Genomic DNA, 18,148 nt, shown 5'->3' with positions numbered 1-18,148 from the left:
CTCCTGGGCCTTGCGAATCTGTTCCATCGCGGCGCTGATCGTGAACGCTCGACCAGGTCGAGGGTCAAGCCGCCGGAACCGCGGCGTGAACGGTGAAGCGAATCTGTCTGACCGATCGCGTACGGTGCCCCTGTGACATCGAGCAACCTCACCCGGCGGTGGACGAGTCAGACGTGGTTCGGCTGCGTCCTGGCCGGCATGGTCGTGCTGATCCTGGCCGGCGCCGGACTGGGGACGCAGGTCCTGGCCGACACCACCGCGGTGTCGAATCGCCTCAACGATCACATCTCCCCGGCGAGGACCACGGTCGTGCAGCTGGACGGCGCTCTCGGCGATCAGGTCTCGGGCCTGCGCGCCTTCGCGGTCAGCGGGCGGCCGGAGCTGCTCGAGCCGTATCGCACCGGCATCACCGGCGAACTGGCGGCCACCGCGCGGCTGCACGAGTTGCTCGCCGACGAGGCCGGGCTGCTGGCGGAGCTCGACGAACTGGAACGGCTCGCGGCACAGTGGCGGCGTGACTCCGCCGAGCCGTTGATCGCCGCCCGGCAGATCTCCCCGGCCGTTTCTCAACCTTCGGACGCTTTCGCGGCGGTACGGGCACAGCTGACCGATTTCGACGCGGCGCTGCTCGACGAGCGCACGCGGGGCCGGCAGGCGCTCGACGACTCCCGGCAGGTCCGCAACATCGTCTTCCTCGGCCTCGCCGCCCTGCTGCTCGCGGCCGTCGCCGCGATCGCGGTCCTGCTGCGTCTGATCGTGCTGCGCCCGCTGACACGGCTCAGCGCCGCGGTCCGGACCGTCGCCGCCGGCGACTTCGGCCACCGCCTGTCCCCGCACGGACCGAGCGACATCGCCGCCCTCGGCCACGACGTGGACGCCATGCGGGAACGGCTCGTGCAGGCTCTGGTCGCCGCGAGCGAGACCCGTGACGCGCTGGCCCGCTCCAACGCCGACCTCGAGCAGTTCGCCTATGTCGCCTCCCACGACCTGCAGGAACCACTGCGCAAGGTGGCGTCGTTCTGCCAGATGCTCCAGCGCCGCTACGCCGGCTCCCTCGACGACCGCGCCCAGCAGTACATCGCCTTCGCCGTCGACGGCGCCACCCGCATGCAGCGTCTGATCACCGACCTGCTGACGTTCTCCCGGATCGGCCGCGTCTACGACAGCAGCAAGCCGGTCGACCTCGGCAGCCTTGTGGACCAGGTCGAACAGACGCTCGCCGCCACGATCGAGGAGACCGGCGCCCGCATCGACCGGCCCGACCTGCCGACCGTGCAGGGCGACGCCACCCTGCTGGCGATGCTGTGGCAGAACCTGATCGGCAACGCCCTCAAGTTCCGGCACCCCGACCGGCCGCCGCACGTGACGATCAGCGCCGCCTCCGTGGCAGACGAGTGGAGCTTCACCGTCAGCGACAACGGCATCGGTGTCGACGCCGAGTTCGCCGACAAGATCTTCGTCATCTTCCAGCGGCTGCATCCGCGCGAGAAGTACTCCGGCACCGGCATCGGCCTGGCCATCTGCAAGCGTGTCGTCGAGCACCACGGCGGCGCCATCAGCGTCGACACCACCCGGACCGACGGCACCACGTTCGCCTTCACCATCGCCAAGCACATCCGCCGCCTCACCCCGGAGGCACCGGATGTGAGCGACCGGGCCCTCGTGGCGTCATAGCCCCGGGTCGTCGTAGCCCTCGTCGGCTCGTTCGCGGCGCAGGTGGGCCTCGGCTCGGCGGGCCAGGTCGCCGGGTTCGGCGGCCAGGCCCTCGTACATGCCCTTCACCTGCTCGTACGGGCGGCCGGGCGGCAGCAGCGGGATCGCCGGGTCGGTCAGCGCCTCGATCAGGACCGGCCGGTCGGCGGCCAGCGCCGTTTCCCACGCCTTCGCCATCTCGTCCGGATCCGTGACGCGCATTCCCTGCAGACCCAGAAGTTCGGCATACCGGGCGTACGGCACGTCGGGCAGATCCTGCGACGTCGCGAACCGCGGCTCGCCCTCGGACTCTCGCTGCTCCCAGCTGACTTCGGCGAGGTCGCGGTTGTTGAGCACGCAGATCACGAACCTCGGGTCGGCCCAGTCGCGCCAGCGGGCCGCCACCGTGACGAGTTCCGCCAGGCCGGTCATCTGCATGGCACCGTCGCCGGTGAGCACCACGACCGGACGCCGCGGTGCGGCGAGTTTCGCGGCCAGCCCGTACGGCAGCCCGCACCCCATCGACGCCAGGGTGCTGGACAGATGGGCGGGGACTCCGGACGGCAGGCGCAGGTGCCGGGCGTACCAGTAGACGACCGAGCCGACGTCGACGGCGACCTGCGCGTCGCCGGGCAGCCGGCCGTTCAGGGACCGGACCACGTGCTGGGGGTTGAGCGGCTCGGCGGGCGCGGCCGCGCGGGCCTCCGCGATGCCGTGCCAGCGCCGGACCGAGTCCTCGACCTGCCCGCTCCACGCGGTGCCCGGCCGGTCCGGGATGAGTTCCAGCAGCTCCCGCAGCGTTTCGGCGGCATCACCGAGCAGCGGCACTTCCACCGGATAACGTACGCCCAGACGCCTGCCGTCGATGTCGATCTGCACGGCCCGCGCCTGTCCGGGTTTCGGATAGAACTCGGTCCACGGGTCGTTCGTGCCGACCAGCAGCAGGGTGTCGCAGTCGCGCATCAACTCCTCGCTGGCCGTCGTGCCCAGGTGGCCCATGACGCCGGTGTGGCGGGGGAGTGTCTCGTCGAGCACCGGCTTGCCGAGCAGGGACGCGGTGATGCCCGCGCCGAGGCGTTCGGCCAAATCACGGATCTCCTGCCGGGCCCCGTAGGCGCCCTGCCCGACCATGATGGCCACGCGCTCGCCGGCGGTCAGGACGCCGGCGGCCTCGCGCAGGTCCTCGGGGCGCGGCACGAGCCGGGCGGGACGCAGTCCGGGGCTGGTCACCAGCACGCCGTGCTTCTGCTCGGCCGGGTCGGGAGCGGGCGCCGACTGCACGTCGTGCGGCAGGATCACGCAGGTGGGGCTGCGGGTCGCCAGGGCGGTCCGGAAGGCGCGGTCGAGCAGCATGGGCACCTGCTCGGGGGTGTACGCGGCCTGCACGAACTGGGCGCAGACGTCGGCGAACAGCCGTACCAGATCGATCTCCTGTTGATAGGCACTGCCCAGCACGGTGGTCATCTGCTGTCCGACGATCGCGACGACCGGCTGGGAGTCCAGTTTCGCGTCGTAGAGACCGTTGAGCAGGTGCACCGCGCCGGGGCCCTGGGTCGACAGGCAGACACCGGCGCGGCCGGTGTACTTGGCGTGCCCGACCGCCATGAACGCCGCCGCCTCCTCGTGCCGGGCCTGCACGAACGCGGGCTCACCGGATCGGCGCAGCGCGCCCATCACGCCGTCGATGCCGTCACCGGAGTACCCGAAGACGCGGTCGGTTCCCCAGGCGAGGATCCGTTCCACCACCAGATCCGAAACTGTCCGCTCGGTCATTGCAGTCCTCTCGGTCGATCTGGCGGTGACTACCCGCGCCCTGGTGGCTCAACCTCCGGCTCGAGTGCTCGTCATGCGGTTGCCGGAGTTGCCTCCGCGGCAACCGGCGCGGGCTAGCATGGCGGGCGAAAGGTCTTGCCGATCAATCCCCCCTCGGCGCCGGTCCCGGATGGGTGGTGGGGGATGCACGTCGACGATCAGGCCGTTCTGCTGTCCGCTCCCGACATCGGCGATCTGGAGCAGGAGTACGTGCTGGCGGCGCTGCGCTCGGGCTGGGTCGCGCCGGCCGGACCCGATCTGGACCTGTTCGAGCGGGAGATCGCCGCCCGGGCCGGGGTGCCGCACGCGGTCGCGGTGAGCTCCGGGACCGCCGCGTTGCACCTGGCCATGCTCGGTGTCGGTGCCGCCACGGGCGACGTGGTCATCGTGCCCACACTCACGTTCGCGGCCACGGCGAACGCCGTCGTGTACACCGGCGCGACGCCGATCTTCGTCGACGGTGACGCGGCCACCGGCAACATCGACCCGGACCTGCTGTCCGGACTGCTCGCCGACCTGGACGCCGAGGGCGTGCGGGCCCGGGCTGTGGCGACGGTCGACGTCTATGGAGCGTGCGCCGACTACGGGCGGATCCTGCCGCTGTGCGAGCGGTACGGCGTTCCCGTCGTCGAGGACGCCGCCGAAGCGCTCGGTTCGGCGTACGCCGGCCGGCCCGCGGGCTCGTTCGGGCTGGCTGCGGCGTTCTCGTTCAACGGCAACAAGATCCTGACGACGTCGGGTGGCGGCATGCTGGTCACCGCCGACGCGGGCCTGGCCGATCGGGCCCGGTATCTGGCCGGTCAGGCGCGGCTGCCGGCGGAGCATTACGAGCACACCGACGTCGGCTACAACTACCGGCTGAGCAACGTGCTGGCCGCGCTGGGCCGCGCTCAGCTGTGCCGGCTGGACGAGATGATCGAACGCCGCCGGGCGGTCCGCGACGGCTACGCCAAGGTCTTCGCCCGTCTCGACGGGGTACGTCTGCTCGGTGGCGACGACATGGCGGCCAACTGCTGGCTGACCGCTGTCGTGGTCGAAGCGGAGCGGACCGGCTGGCGGGCCCGTGATCTGGCCGCGTACCTGGCGGCGCGTCACGTGGAGACCCGGCCGGTGTTCAAGCCCATGCATCGGCAGCCCGTCTTCGCGGGAGCCCGCGCCGTGCTCAACGGCACCGCGGACCGCCTGTTCGCCGACGGTCTCGTCCTGCCCAGCGGGTCGGTCATCGGCGACGACCGGATGCGCCGGGTCTTCGACGACATCGCCGCGTTCCTGGACGACCCGCGGTGAGGCGGTCGGCGCGGGTCACCGATGTGGTGCAGCGGGCGATCGACGTCGTCGTCGCCGGTGGGGCACTGGCCGCCGGTTCGCCGTTGATCGCCGGGGTCGCCGTGGCGGTCGGGGCCGGGCTGGGCCGGCCGGTGTTGTTCCGTCAGCAGCGGCCCGGCCTGAACGGGCGGCCGTTCACCCTGATCAAGTTCCGCACGATGCGGGACGTGGACGAGAGGGGTGGCCTCGTGACCGACGCGCAACGGCTCACCGGTCTGGGCCGGGCACTGCGTGCCTGGAGCCTGGACGAGTTGCCGACGCTGTGGAACGTGCTGCGCGGCGACATGAGCCTGGTCGGGCCGCGTCCGCTGCTCATGCAGTACCTCGACGTGTACACCCCGGAACAGGCGCGCCGTCACCTGGTCCGGCCGGGGATCACCGGGCTGTCCCAGGTGAGCGGCCGCAACGGGCAGACCTGGGAGGAGCGGCTGGCGATGGACGTCTGGTACGTCGATCACCGCTCGCTGGCGCTGAACGCGCGGATCCTGCTGCGCACGCTGCTGACGCTGCTGCGGCGCGACGGGATCTCAGCGCCCGGGGAGTCGACGATGCCGCTGTTCACCGGCTCGCCGCGAGCTCGGCCGGAGGCCGGTGGCGATGCCTGAGCCGATCGTCATCGTCGGGTGCGGCGGCTACGGCAGGGAGATGCTCGTCGTCATCGCCGCCGTCAACGCCGTCAGCGACTCGTGGAAGGTTACCGGCTTCCTCGACGACACCCCGGCCGAGACGAACCTGCGCCGCCTGGACCGGCTCGGCGCGGCCTGGCTCGGCCCGAACGAGACGCTGGGGCAACTGGACGCCCACTACGTCATCGGTATCGGCGACCCGCGGATCCGGGCCCTGGTCGCTGCCCGGCTGGAACCGTTCGGCCGGCCGGCGGCCACCCTCGTGCACCCGGCGGCCACGATGGGGCCGGACAACCACCTGTCCGACGGTGTGGTCCTGTGTGCCGGGGCCCAGGTCACGACGAACGTCACGCTGGGCCGGCACAGCCACCTCAATCTGAACGCGACGGTGGGTCACGACTCGGTGCTCGGCGAACATGTGCAGGTCAATCCCCTCGCTGCCGTGTCGGGTGACTGCGACATCGGGCGGGAGGTGCTGATCGGCACCGGTGCCGTGGTGCTGCAGGGCCGGTCGGTCGGCGACGGAGCGACGGTGGGTGCGAGCGCCTGCGTGGTCCGCGACGTCGACGCCGGGCGGATCGTCAAGGGTGTGCCGGCCAGATAGGGGAGGTGGCAGCGTGCGGATCACCTACATCCACCAGTACTTCAAGACTCCGGCGATGTCCGGCGGGACGCGGTCGTACGAGTTCGCGCGGCGGCTGGTCGAGCGGGGTCACGAGGTGCACATGATCACCGGTGATCCGGACGGCGTCCGGCCCAGGATCAGCAACGAGGCCGGGATCGTGGTGCATTGGCTTCCCGTGCCGTACAGCAACGCGATGTCGTACCGGCGCAGGCTCCTGGCTTTTGCCGGGTTCGTCGGCCGGTCGGCGGTGGAGGCCGGTCGTCTGCGCCACGATCTCGTTGTCGCCACCAGCACACCGCTGACGGTCGCGATCCCCGGCGCGTGGGCGGCGCTGCGCCGGCGGGTGCCGATGGTGCTGGAGGTGCGCGACGTGTGGCCCCAGCTGCCGATCGCGCTGGGTGTGCTGCGGTCGCCGTTCAGCCGGTGGGCGGCCGGGCGGCTGGAGGCGTGGGCGTACCACAGGTCGGCCCACGTCATCGCCCTGTCGCCGGGCATGGCCGCGAGCATCCGGCGGCGGTTCCCCGGCATCGCGGTCACCGTCGTGCCGAACAGCTGCGATCGGGGTCTGTTCGCCGGCGCCGCCCCTGCGGGTGCGGCGCTGCGCGCGCGCACGCCGTGGCTGGGGGACCGGCCGCTCGTGCTGTATGCGGGGGCGCTCGGCCCGGCCAACGGCGTGGATTATCTGGTACGGATGGCGGCCCGGCTCGCCGATGTCGACCCCGAGGTGCGTGTCGCGATCGTCGGTGACGGCCGGATGCGGGCGCAGGTCCGGGAGCTGGCCGCCGAGCTGGGTGTGCTGGACCGGAACCTGTTCCTGCTGGGTCCGGTCAGCAAGGCGGAGGTGGTGGCGCTGTTCGGGGCGTGCGATCTGGCGGCGTCGGTGTTCGTCGACGTCCCCGAGCTGGGCGACAACTCGCCGAACAAGGTCTTCGACGCCTTCGCCGCCGGCCGGCCGGTCGCGGTGAACCACGGCGGGTGGATCGCCGATCTGATCACGGCGAGCGGCGCCGGGCTGGTCCTGCCGGCCGACGACACCGCGGCCGCGGCCGCCGCGGTGGCCGGTTTCGTCCGCGACCAGGCGGGATGTGCGTCCGCGCGGTCGGCGGCGCACGATCTGGCCCGCGACCGGTTCGACCGTGATCTGCTGTTCGAGGACTTCGAGCGGGTCCTGAGTGCGGCGGTCGTTCCCGCCGGTCACCGCGGTGGTGTGTCCGGGTCGCGGGCGGGGCGTACCGCGGCCAGGAGCAGGAAGATCCACATCAGCCGGGCGTCGTAGTAGTCGCCGGAGAACAGGCTGGTGGCACCGATGAAGATGCCGCAGTAGGCCGCCGTGCGGGCCTCGAGGCTCCGTTCGCCCGCTGGTGTTGCCGTGTAGCCGTGCCACAGGCCCAGCCAGGCCACCAGCAGCAGCATGAGTCCGGTGAACCCGCCCTCGGCCGCGATCGACAGCGGCAGGTTGTGCACGTACTGCTCGCCGAGTCCCATGTCGTTGACGATGTTGAAGCCGTTGATGCCGGTGCCGAGGATCGGCCGCTGCAGGAAGATCCGTAACGCCATCTGGAACAGCACGTCACGCGACGACGCGTACCCCTGCCCGATGGTCGCCTCGACGAACCGTTGCTGCACGTATCCGGCGATGGACGGCCCGGCCACGATCACCAGGACGGTGCCGACGACCGCCACCAGAGCGAGCGGTTTGGCGATCCGTTCCGGGTCGATGCGGGGCCGGATGGCGAGCAGGGCGACGGCGATGGTGACGGCCAGTGCCACGATGCCGCCCCGGGAGCCGGAGGCCACCGCCCCGAACAGGAACGCCGGGATCGGCATGAGCCAGATCAGCCGCTCGCCGCTGCGGAGGTAGAGGTAGAGCGAGGTGATCACGCCGAGGATCATGATGCGGACGAAGACGTTCGGGCCGCCGCCGAGCGCCGCCCAGCGGCCGTTGGAGTAGTGGCCCTGGCCGGACGCGGCGGCCAGGAAGTAGACCCAGGCCGCGGCGTGGAACAGTTTCAGGGTCGTGGCGGTCACCCGGTCGCGGTCCCAGGCGGCCAGGTTGAAGTAGACCAGTAGCAGGCCGGCGATCGCGCACAGGTCGCCCACCGCCGGGCCGGTGACCGTGCCAGGCGGCACCCACAGCACCGACAGGCCCTGGTAGCCGAGCAGCGCCAGGATGCCGAGCAGGGCGAATCCGCCCTCGACCGGGCGCGGGCCGATGTGGTGCGCCTCGAGGACCAGGGCCAGCAGCAGTACCAGGAACAGGGGTACGCGCACGTCGTTGACGACGGGGACGTCGAGGCCGACCCGTTCCAGGGTGAAGCGGCCGGAGAGCGACACCACGAAGGCCATCAGGACGACGAGCCCCGGCCGGGGTGCTGCCGTGGTGTTCATCGCCGCTGCTGGCGCAGGGCGTACGTGCTGAGCCCCGCGGCGTTGAGTCCCAGCGTGACCGCCGCCGCCAGCAGTCCCAGCATGGCCGCGTACGGCGGGGTGAAGAACAGTGTCCCGATGCCGGTCGCGGCCAGTTCCACACCGAGGCAGGCCAGCAGCAGCCGGCTCATGACCTTGGCGTCGAGCAGGGTGTCCAGCGTCGGGCGCGCCGCGTAGAACATGGCGAGCGGGATCGACGCCAGCACGCCGAGCCGTAGTACCGGTACCGCGGCGGAGAACTCGGGGCCGAGGAATCCCCGGGTCATCGCCGGGGCGAACAGCATGATCACTATCGCGGGGACGGCGGCGGCCACGGCGGCCAGCAGGGGCAGGGTGGCGAGCAGCTGCCGTACGCCGCCCTGTTCCTCGGGCCGCTGGAACAGCCGGCTGAGCCGGGGCATCAGGACCGGCGTGAGCATGGCGAACATCGAGCAGATCAGGGTGACGGCCGAGGTGGTGAATCCGACGTATCCGGCTTCGCCGCTGCCGGGCATCGTCACGGCCACCGCCAGGGTGGGGACGGTGTAGAGCGCGGGCAGGGCCAGTTCCCCGGGCATCCTGCGTACGCCGTACGCGATCAGGGTCTTGATGCCGGGTTCCGGTACCGCGGCGGCCGTGACCGGCGCCGGCCGGACCACCAGCGTGCCCCACACGCCGACCAGTGCGGCCCCGATGCCTTGGAAGACCAGGAAGTCCTCGATCTTCTCGGTCAGCGCGAACGCGAACAGTGGGATCAGTCCGAATCCGAGCCCGAGCGCCAGGTTCGAGTCGATGACCTGCTGGCTTCCGCGCAGCGCGGCCAGCGAGACGGTGCACAGGCAGTTGCCTGCGAGCATGATCAGGACGGCGGTCACCGCGGACTGCCCACCGGGCAGTCCGAGCACCGCGGCGATGTCGTCTCCGGCCGCGATGGCGGCCAGTGTGACCGCGGTGACGGCGGCGGCCTCGATGTAGAGCGCGTGCCGGGCGAGCCGGCGGCCGGTGTGCTCGGCGCGGGGCAGGTAGCGGTACAGGCCGACGCCGAGTCCCAGCAGCAGAGCCGGCTGGAGCGTGCTCACCGCGCTGCGGGCGATCTGGTAGAACGTGAAGCCGTCGACGCTGCCGCGCCGGGCGACGAGGTGGAACAGCAGCAGTCCCACGGCGAGGACGAAGTTCTGGACGACCAGGGTGGCGACATAGTCGCGTCGCACGGCTGCGGGCACGAGTCGCAGCAGTGATCGGAGCCGGAGATGGTTACCGCCGAGCATGCGGTGGCTGGGATGGGTGGCAGGTCATCACGCGGCCTGCTGCTTCCAGCGGCCCTGGTCGCCTCGCGGCCGTTTCGGGCCCGACAGGTAGGTGTCGTAGTTGGGCACGGCGTCCGGGCCCTTGGTGGCGACCATGTTCAGCACGCAGCCCAGCAGTGTCGCGTTGACCGCGTGCAGGACCCGGGCCGCAGCGGTGACCTGCGCCGACGTCGTCTTGCGGGCTCGTACGACGAGTAGTGTGCCGTCCGTGCGGGCGGCCACGACGCCGGCGTCGGTGACGGGCAGCAGCGGCGGGCAGTCGAAGATCACCACGTCGAACTTCTTGCGCGCCTCGTCGACCAGCTCGGTCATCCGCGGTGAGCTGAGCAGCTCGCTGGGATTGGGCGGGGTCCGGCCGCTCGGCAGCAGCCACAGGCCGGCGCCCCACGGCTGCAGCACCTGCTCCAGTACCGCGGTGCCGTCCAGGATCGTGCTCAGCCCGGCCTGATCCTCCCGGCCGAGGAACGCGGCGAGCCGGGGGTGGCGCAGTTCGGCGTCGACGACGAGGACTCGCTGGCCGGCCTCGGCGAACAGCAGCGCCAGCCCGCAGGCGGTGGCCGATCTGCCCTCGCCGGGCACCGCGCTGGTCACGGCCAGGGTCTTCACCGAGCCGGCGGCGGCGGCGCACTGCACCTGGGTGCGGATACCGCGCAGCGCCTCGGTGCGTGGCGAGGCGCTCGGCGAGACGAACGGCCCGCCGGGGTCCATCGGCACCCGGGCCAGCACCGGCGCGGAGGCGAGGATCTGCAGGGCCTCCGCGGTGCGGACGGTGTGGTCGGAGATCTCCCGGCCGACCGAGCCGACGGCGCCGACGACCAGGCCGACGACCGCGGCGAGGGCGAGGTTGTTGAGCACGTTGGGTGAGACCGGATCCTCGTCGAGGGCGGGGCCGGAGACGACGGTGACCTTGACGGTCGACGGCTGGGACGGTGTGGGCCGCTCCAGTTCCTCGACGGCGGTGGTGAAGCGGCGGGCGATCCGGGTGAGCAGCAGCAGGGCCCGGTTGCGGTCCCGGTCCTCGACGCTGACCTCCATCATCACCGTGTCGGCGACCGTCTCGGCGGCGATCGCCTCGCGGACCTCCTCCGGGTTCAGGTCGACGCCGGGTGTCCCGGCGATCGGGGTGGCGACCTCGTCGCTGGTGAGCAGCTTCGCGTAGGTGGCCAGGCGGCTGACATTGAACATGCTGGCGGGGTAGAGGTCCGAGGCGCCGGCGATCGGTGTCGAGAAGAAGAACGTGACGCGGGCGGCGTACCTCGGTGTGGTGTTGAAGTTGATGATCAACGCCACGCCGAGGGCGGCCATCACGGAGGCGGCCAGCAACCACCAGTGCCGCCTGGCGACACGGAGGTATTCGCGCAGGCCCACCCAGACCTCCCCGTACCTTCACTACCGCCCAAGCTAACGGGTCAAAAAGGATGTATAGCTCGAATAGCCGAGAACACAAATTTATCATGATTTAGATTCTGATACGCTGCCTAACATGAGGGGCGCTCGCCTGCTGCCGCTACTCGTGGACGGCGCCGCCTGGGTGATTGGCCTGTTCGCCGCCGTCCTCACCAGGTATGACTTCGCCCCGGGCCACCGCCCTCTGATCGGCGCCACGGCCATGATCGGTGCCGCCGCGCTCCTGCACGCCGTCCTCGACCGTGCCCGGCAGCGCATCGTGGGGATCTACCGCTTCGCCAGCTTCGAAGAGGCCAACGCGGTCGCCATCACCACCACCATGGTCGGATGCCTGCTGACCGCCACGGTCGTGATCATGTCCCGGCCGCCGGTGCCGGTCGGTGTCCCCGCCATCGGTGCCACCGCGGCGCTGGCCCTGATGCTCGGCATCCGCTACGCCTGGCGGGCCCGCCTGATCCGCCGGCTGCGCCCGGACCACCGCACCGCCGCTCCCGTCGTCCTGTTCGGCGCGGGCTCGGCGGCGGCCGTGCTGCTCGACTCGATGCTGCACGACCCGAAAGGCCGCTACCTGCCCGCCGGGCTGCTCGACGACGACCCGGGCAAGCGCCGTCTGCGCCTGCAGGGCGTTCCCGTGCTGGGCGGCCGGGACGACATCGCTCGGGCGCTCGCCGGCACCGGCGCCGAGCTGCTGATCTTCGCGGTCGCCAACGCCGACGCGGTCCTGGTCCGCGAGATCCGTGACCTCACGCTCGCCGCCGGCGCCGCGTTCAAGGTGGTGCCGTCGGTCAGCGAGCTGATGGAGCAGCCCGTGGAGGTCGGTGACATCCGCGAGGTCCAGGTCACCGACCTGCTGGGACGCCACCAGATCGACATGGACCTGAGCACGATCGGCGGCTACCTGACCGGCAAGCGGGTCCTGGTGACCGGTGCGGGCGGATCGATCGGATCGGAACTGTGCCGGCAGATCCACCACTTCCGGCCCGCCGAACTGATGATGCTGGACCGCGACGAGACGTCCCTGCTCGCCGTGCAGCTGTCGATCGACCCGCGGGCCCGCCTGGACGACCCGTCGGTGATCCTGGCCGACGTCCGCGACGGCAGGCGCATCCGGGAGATCTTCCAGGAGCGGCGCCCGCAGGTGGTCTTCCACGCGGCCGCCCTCAAGCACCTCGCGCTGCTGCAGAAGTACCCGGCCGAGGCGGTCAAGACCAACGTGCTCGGCACGCTCAACGTCCTGGAGGCCGCCGACTCCGTGGAACGGTTCGTCAACATCTCCACCGACAAGGCGGCGGACCCGTCCAGCGTGCTCGGCTACTCCAAGCGCATCACCGAACGCCTGACGGCATGGACAGCCCGGCGCAGCGGAGGAACGTTCCTGAGTGTCCGCTTCGGCAACGTCCTGGGCAGCCGCGGCTCGGTCTTCACCACGTTCAGCAGCCAGATCGCCGACGGCGGGCCGGTCACGGTGACCCATCCCGACGTGACCCGCTACTTCATGACCACCCAGGAGGCGGTCAGCCTGGTCATCCAGGCCGCGGCCATCGGCACCGACGGCGAGGCCCTGGTCCTGGAGATGGGCGCCCCGGTCCGCATCGCCGAGGTGGCGAGGCAGATGGTCGCGCTGTCCCGTAAGTCCGTGCAGATCGTCCACACCGGTCTGCGTCAAGGCGAGAAGCTGGCCGAGACACTGTTCGGTGTCGGCGAAACCGACCGGCGGCCCTTCCATCCGCTGATCTCGCACGTGGAGGTCCCGCCGCTCGGCCCGGCCGAACTCCACCTGATCCAGCCGGCGGCCGACACCGGGGTGCTCATCAACCGCCTGGCCGAAACCTGCCACCTGCCCCCACCCGGGTATCACCGCCCGGCGAACGCCGCCACAAGGGTCCACCACGAATACGACAAAGGCGAAGAAGCCGAATCTCCAGCATGAAAGGGTTTCGTTCTGCTGCAATCAGGATCATGGGAACCCGGCGGGACGACGACCGGCCCGAGCCGGGACCGGCACGGGCCGGGGTGCACGCGGCCGTGCGGGCCTGGCGCGACAGCCTGATCGACCTCGGCGACAACAACCGGCTGATCAACTTCACCGGGGGTGGCGGCGACCTGCTCGCGATCACCTCGCCGGACGCCGACCAGGTGGTCAACGCGCTGACCCGCGGCGGCCAGTGCACCCTGACCGGCCCGGACGGCGGTGAAGGCCAGCAGGCCACCGCCTTCCGGACCGAACTTTCGCAACGCTCCCTCGGACCGCTGCTCCGGCGGATGATGCGCCGCGCGCAGCAGGAACACCTCGACCGCGGCGTCGCCGTGCTGCACCTCGCCCTCGGGCTGCTGCACTGGCGCCTCGCCGAGGACGCCGAGGACCCGGAGAGTGAGTTCGCCAGCTACGCCAGCCCGCTGCTGCTGCTTCCGGTCGAGCTCGTCACCGGCGAGCAGGGCGAGCCGCCCGAACTGCGGCTGCGCGACGCCGACCCGGTGTTCAACCCCGCCCTCGCCCTGCGGCTGCGTCAGAGCGGCATCAGCGTTCCGGCGCCGGACCCGGGCGCCGACCTCGACGTGTCCCGGTTCTGGACCGACTTCGCCGACACCGTCGCCCGCCGGCACGGATGGCACATCGAACCCGCCGTGATCCTCGCCTGCCTCACCTTCCACAAGGAGGCGATCTACCGGGACCTGCAGGACAACGAGGAACGCATCCTGGCGCACCCGGTCGTGCGCGCCCTCGCCGTCACCGACCAGCGGCGCCAGACCGGCCAGTTCCGGTTCACCCCGATCCGGCCCGAGGACGTGGACCGGCTCGCGCCACCCGAGGACGTGCCGCTGGTCCTCGACGCCGACTCGTCCCAGCGAGCCTGCGTCGCCGCGGCGCTGGCCGGGCACAGCTTCGTGATGGACGGCCCGCCCGGCACCGGCAAGTCGCAGACCGTCGCCAACATGATCGGGGCGCTGCTGCACGCCGGCAAACGGGTGCTGTTCGTCTCCGAGAAGGTGGCCGCGCTCGACGTGGTCCGCAACCGGCTCGCCGAGGTGGGACTCGACCGGTACCTGCTGGAACTGCACGGTCAGAAGGCCGGCCGGCGAGAGGTCGCGACCCTGCTGGCCGCTGCCGTCGACGAGAAACCGGTGGCCCCCGCCGCGGCGCCGGCCGTCGACCGTGTCACCCTGCGCGAGACGCGCCAGCGGCTCACCGCCTTCGCCGCCGCCATGAACGAGACCAGGCAGCCCTTCGGAGCCAGCCTCTACACGATCATCGGGCGCTGTGCCGTGCTGTCCGGTCTGCCCGCCGCACCGGTTCCCGCGATCGTCCCGGACGACCTCACCCCCGACATCGTGCACCGCATCCGCGAGGCCACCGACCAGCTGTCCCGCTCGTGGCGGGCCATGTCCGGCAGCACCGACCTGCTGTGGCGCGACGTCACCACCCGCGAGCCCCTCGACCCTGCCCTGAGCCGCGCAGAGAAGGCCCTCGCCGCACTGATCCGCACCGCCCGGACCGCCGACGCGCCCGCCAGGGTGTTCGGGCTGCACCGGCCGTCCGGCGCGGACGTCCTGGCCAGGCTCGCCGACCACGCCGGCGCCCGGCCGGCGCAGGTCCCCGACTCCTGGCTCACCGCCGCCGACCTCGACCCGATCCGCAAGGCCGCCGAACGACACGGTATCGAGCTCGCGGTCGCCGCCCGGGCCGCCACGGCGGTCAAACAGCGCGCCGGGGTGCCCTGGACCGTGCTGCCGGACCCCGGCGACCTCCCCGAGGTTCCCTCCGTGGAAGACCTGCACGCACCGGTCGACCTCGGCACCCTCACCGCCACCGACGCCGACGAGCTGGCCCGCTCCTTCACCCGGGCCGCCGAACAGCTCGAACAGCACCGCCGCGCCGTCGACCGGGTCACCACCCGGCTCGGCCTGCCCCCGGTGACCACCATCAGGGACATCTCCCGCGTCGCCACCGTCGTGGAGCTCGGCGACCGGCCGCACAAGCCCGAGCGGTTCTGGTTCCGGCCGGGCACCCTCACGGCGGTGCAGACCGGGGCCAGCGTGCTGCGCCGGGCACTGGAGGTCCTGGTCGGCGCGGAGATCCAGGCACGGCCGTACTTCTCCGAGGCGATCCTCGCGCAACCGGTCGAGGAACTCGCCGAACGGTTCACCAACGTGCACCGGGGATGGCGGAAGCTGACCGCCGCCTACCGGCACGACAAGCGGCAGGTCGCCGGATTCGTGCTGCCCAGCGCGTACCTCGGCGACGCGATCAACCGGCTCGGCACCGCCGTCGCGTGGAAAAGAGCACTGCAGGACCTCGCCGCGGCCGAGCACTCGTACGCGACATCGCTCGGCCGGTACTGGCAGGGCCGCGGCACCGACTTCGCCGCACTCGACGACGCGATCGCGGTCGCCGCCACGGCCCTCACCGCCGTCCCGCCGGGCGGGCAGGAGGCGGTGCTCGGCTACCTCTGCGCGCCCGAGAACGACCCGGCGCCGATCCAGGTGGTCACCGAGGCGCGCGACGCCCTGCTGCGCTGGCAGGCGACACTGCGCCCGGCTCCCAGCCCGGCCGCCCGGCCGGAACTCGTGACCGGGACGATCGACGACGCGGTCGCCTGGCTGACCGCGCACAGCGCGGCGCTGCACGCGGCGGCGGAGACGGTCCGCGCCTACGACGCGGCGACCGGGCGGTCTCTCGACTACGCCGAGACCGTACGGCTGGCGGAACTGCGCGCCGCGGCGCAACACGCCGAGGAGGCGGCCGCGGACCGTACCGAAGAAATGCCCGAAGTCGACCCCGCCACGCTCACCGCGACCGTCACCTGGGCCGAGACGGCTCGCGACCTCGCCGGCGGGCCGCTCACCGAGGAACAGGCCGCCGCCCTCGGCGACCTGCGGCCGATCCCGGGACTGGCCGACCGCGCCCGGGAATGGGCCGAGGCGAGCCAGGCGGTCCTCGCCGGGTTCACCGCCACCCGGCAGGCCGGCCTGCGCGAACACTTCGACGACTACCGGCGGGCCGGCGCCGTGCTGCGGCAGCTCCGCGACGACAGCAGCGGCCAGGAGGAGTGGTTCGCCTGCGTCGACGCGCGTGACGTGCTCACCACGTACGGCCTCGACGCGGCCGTCGAGTTCTGCGCCGACCAGCGCCTCGACCGGGCCGAGGTGCCCCGCGTCCTGGAGCGGGCGCTGCTGCACGGCTGGGTGGACGCGGTGGTCCGCACCGACGACCGGTTGCGCCCCTGGCGCGGCGAGGACCGCGACCGCCTGATCGCCGAGTTCCGCCAGGCCGACGAGAACCTCGCGCTGCTCGCGGCGCGCGAGATCACCGCCGCGATAGAGGCCCGCCGCCCGGCCGCCGACAGCACCGCGGCCGGCCTGCTGCGGCGCGAGGCCATGAAGTCCGACCGGCAGCTTCCGGTCCGGGACCTGATCGCCAACGCCCGCGACGCCGTGCTGTCGGTCCGCCCCTGCGTGCTCGCCTCACCTCTGACCGTCAGCCAGTCACTGCCGCCGGACGTCGTCTTCGACACCGTCATCTTCGACGAGGCCTCGCAGGTCACCCCCGCCGAGGCGGTCAACTGCATCTACCGCGGACGGTCCCTGATCACCGCCGGCGACGACCGTCAGCTGCCACCGACGTCGTTCTTCGACCGCTCCTTCTCGGCCGTCGGCCAGGACAGCGAAGTCCTCGACTACCAGTCGGTTCTCGAGCTGTCCAAGGCCTGCGGCGCCTTCCTGGGCATGAGCCTCACCTGGCACTACCGCAGCCGGCACCAGGCACTGGTCGAGTTCGCCAACGAGGCGTTCTACCAGGGCAGGCTCAACACGTTCCCCGCCCCCGTCGACGGCGGGCCCGACACCGGCGTCGAGATGTTCCCGGTCGCGGGCGTCTACCGCCGCGCCGGCGGCCGCGACAACCCGGTCGAGGCAGCACGCGTCGCCGAGCGCATCGTGCACCACTTCACCGCCCGCCCCGGCAGCACCCTCGGCGTGGTCACGTTCTCCGTCACCCAGGCCGAAGCCATCGAACGCGCCCTCGAGAAGATCACCGACCGGCCGCAGGCCCTGGAACAGGCGATCACCGACGACCGGCTGCACGGCCTGTTCGTCAAGAGCCTGGAATCCGTCCAGGGCGACGAACGCGACGTGATGATCTTCTCGATCGGTTACGGGTACGACGAGTCCGGCCGCATCAGCGCCAACTTCGGCGCCCTGAACCGGCCCAACGGCTGGCGTCGGCTCAACGTGGCCATCACCCGGGCCCGGCGCCGCGTGGAGATCGTCACGTCGATCCTGGCCCGCGACATCCCCGAGTCGGACAACGAGGGGGTACGGCAGCTCGCGGCCTACCTCGACTACGTGCAGCACGAGTCCGGCCGCGACGGCGCCGACCCGTCCGGTACGACCAGCGAGTTCGTCACCTCGGTGCTGGAGACCGTACGGTCCTGGGGCTACCCGGCACAGGCCGGCCTCGGCGCGGCCGGCGGGCGCGTCGACATCGCGGTGCGCCACCCGGACGACCCGGCCGGCGACTACCTGCTCGGCGTGCGCTGCGACGGCCCCGCCTACCGCGACTGCCCCGCGACCCGCGACCGGGACCGCCTCAACGACCAGGTGCTCATCGGCCTGGGGTGGCGGTTGCACCGGGCATGGGCGCTGGCGTGGTACCGCGATCGGGCGGTCGAGGAGCAGCGCCTGAAAGCGGCGCTGGACCGTGCCGCCGCCGCACACCGTGGCCGCACCGGCGCGGTCGAGGCGGCGACGTTCGATCGCGCACCGAACAGCCGGCCTCGAGTTTTACGCGCCGAACCGGCCCGCAAATGACCACGTGCTTCGACTCGGATTCACCCTGACCGGCCGATCCCGGATTCGCTCTCGGCAGCGATCGCGCCGGACGTCCCGGCTGTCGTACCAGGGCCGCGAGGCCGTTGATGGATCCGCCGGTCGGGCCTGCCGCCACGCTG

At 71.8% G+C, this 18,148-nt stretch carries 11 protein-coding genes; 7 read left to right on the top strand and 4 right to left on the bottom strand.

The genetic code is table 11. From position 1 onward, the window contains the following. Window positions 1-132: 132 nt before the first annotated feature. On the top strand, window positions 133-1,674 hold the full coding sequence (locus tag CLV67_RS43445) for a sensor histidine kinase (protein ID WP_203737690.1): 1,542 nt from the start codon (window positions 133-135) through the stop codon (window positions 1,672-1,674). Here the strand turns inward: CLV67_RS43445 and CLV67_RS43440 are convergent. After that, on the bottom strand, window positions 1,669-3,465 hold the full coding sequence (locus CLV67_RS43440) for a thiamine pyrophosphate-requiring protein (protein WP_106329484.1): 1,797 nt from the start codon (window positions 3,463-3,465) through the stop codon (window positions 1,669-1,671). The two genes, CLV67_RS43445 and CLV67_RS43440, sit on opposite strands and share 6 nt — an antisense overlap. A gap of 183 nt (window positions 3,466-3,648) precedes the next feature. On the opposite strand from CLV67_RS43440, the gene CLV67_RS43435 reads away from it, so the two are divergent. From CLV67_RS43435 to CLV67_RS43420, 4 genes are read left to right on the top strand one after another with little or no spacing between them, the layout of a single operon-like run. Further along, window positions 3,649-4,791, top strand: a complete 1,143-nt coding sequence (locus CLV67_RS43435) for a DegT/DnrJ/EryC1/StrS family aminotransferase (protein ID WP_106329482.1) — start codon at window positions 3,649-3,651, stop codon at window positions 4,789-4,791. Then, window positions 4,788-5,435: a sugar transferase gene (locus CLV67_RS43430; RefSeq protein ID WP_275414975.1), complete on the top strand. Its 648-nt coding sequence runs from the start codon at window positions 4,788-4,790 to the stop codon at window positions 5,433-5,435. The genes CLV67_RS43435 and CLV67_RS43430 overlap by 4 nt, the downstream gene beginning before the upstream one ends. After that, window positions 5,428-6,060, top strand: coding sequence for an acetyltransferase (locus tag CLV67_RS43425; RefSeq protein WP_106329557.1), 633 nt, complete (start codon window positions 5,428-5,430; stop codon window positions 6,058-6,060). The genes CLV67_RS43430 and CLV67_RS43425 overlap by 8 nt, the downstream gene beginning before the upstream one ends. A gap of 13 nt (window positions 6,061-6,073) precedes the next feature. After that, the gene (locus CLV67_RS43420) at window positions 6,074-7,357 is read left to right on the top strand and encodes a glycosyltransferase family 4 protein (protein WP_170154230.1); all 1,284 of its coding nucleotides are present in this window, start codon (window positions 6,074-6,076) and stop codon (window positions 7,355-7,357) included. Here the strand turns inward: CLV67_RS43420 and CLV67_RS43415 are convergent. The 3 genes from CLV67_RS43415 to CLV67_RS43405 are packed head-to-tail and all read right to left on the bottom strand — an operon-like array spanning window position 7,276 to window position 11,162. Continuing rightward, window positions 7,276-8,469, bottom strand: a complete 1,194-nt coding sequence (locus CLV67_RS43415) for an O-antigen ligase family protein (protein ID WP_106329480.1) — start codon at window positions 8,467-8,469, stop codon at window positions 7,276-7,278. The genes CLV67_RS43420 and CLV67_RS43415 overlap by 82 nt on opposite strands. Next, entirely contained in the window at window positions 8,466-9,755 is a 1,290-nt protein-coding gene (locus tag CLV67_RS43410; RefSeq protein WP_106329478.1) for a lipopolysaccharide biosynthesis protein, read from the bottom strand. Before CLV67_RS43410 ends, CLV67_RS43415 begins: the two co-directional genes overlap by 4 nt. A gap of 27 nt (window positions 9,756-9,782) precedes the next feature. Further along, on the bottom strand, window positions 9,783-11,162 hold the full coding sequence (locus CLV67_RS43405) for a tyrosine-protein kinase domain-containing protein (protein ID WP_106329476.1): 1,380 nt from the start codon (window positions 11,160-11,162) through the stop codon (window positions 9,783-9,785). Window positions 11,163-11,277: 115 nt separating this feature from the next. Between CLV67_RS43405 and CLV67_RS43400 the strand changes: the two genes are divergently transcribed. Further along, window positions 11,278-13,131, top strand: a complete 1,854-nt coding sequence (locus tag CLV67_RS43400) for a polysaccharide biosynthesis protein (protein ID WP_106329474.1) — start codon at window positions 11,278-11,280, stop codon at window positions 13,129-13,131. 29 nt (window positions 13,132-13,160) lie between these two features. Next, entirely contained in the window at window positions 13,161-18,008 is a 4,848-nt protein-coding gene (locus tag CLV67_RS43395; protein WP_106329472.1) for a DUF4011 domain-containing protein, read from the top strand. Window positions 18,009-18,148: the final 140 nt, after the last annotated feature.

The organism is Actinoplanes italicus (assembly GCF_003001815.1).
Classification (GTDB): Bacteria; Actinomycetota; Actinomycetes; order Mycobacteriales; family Micromonosporaceae; genus Actinoplanes; species Actinoplanes italicus.
This window is presented reverse-complemented; position numbering and strand designations above follow the sequence as displayed.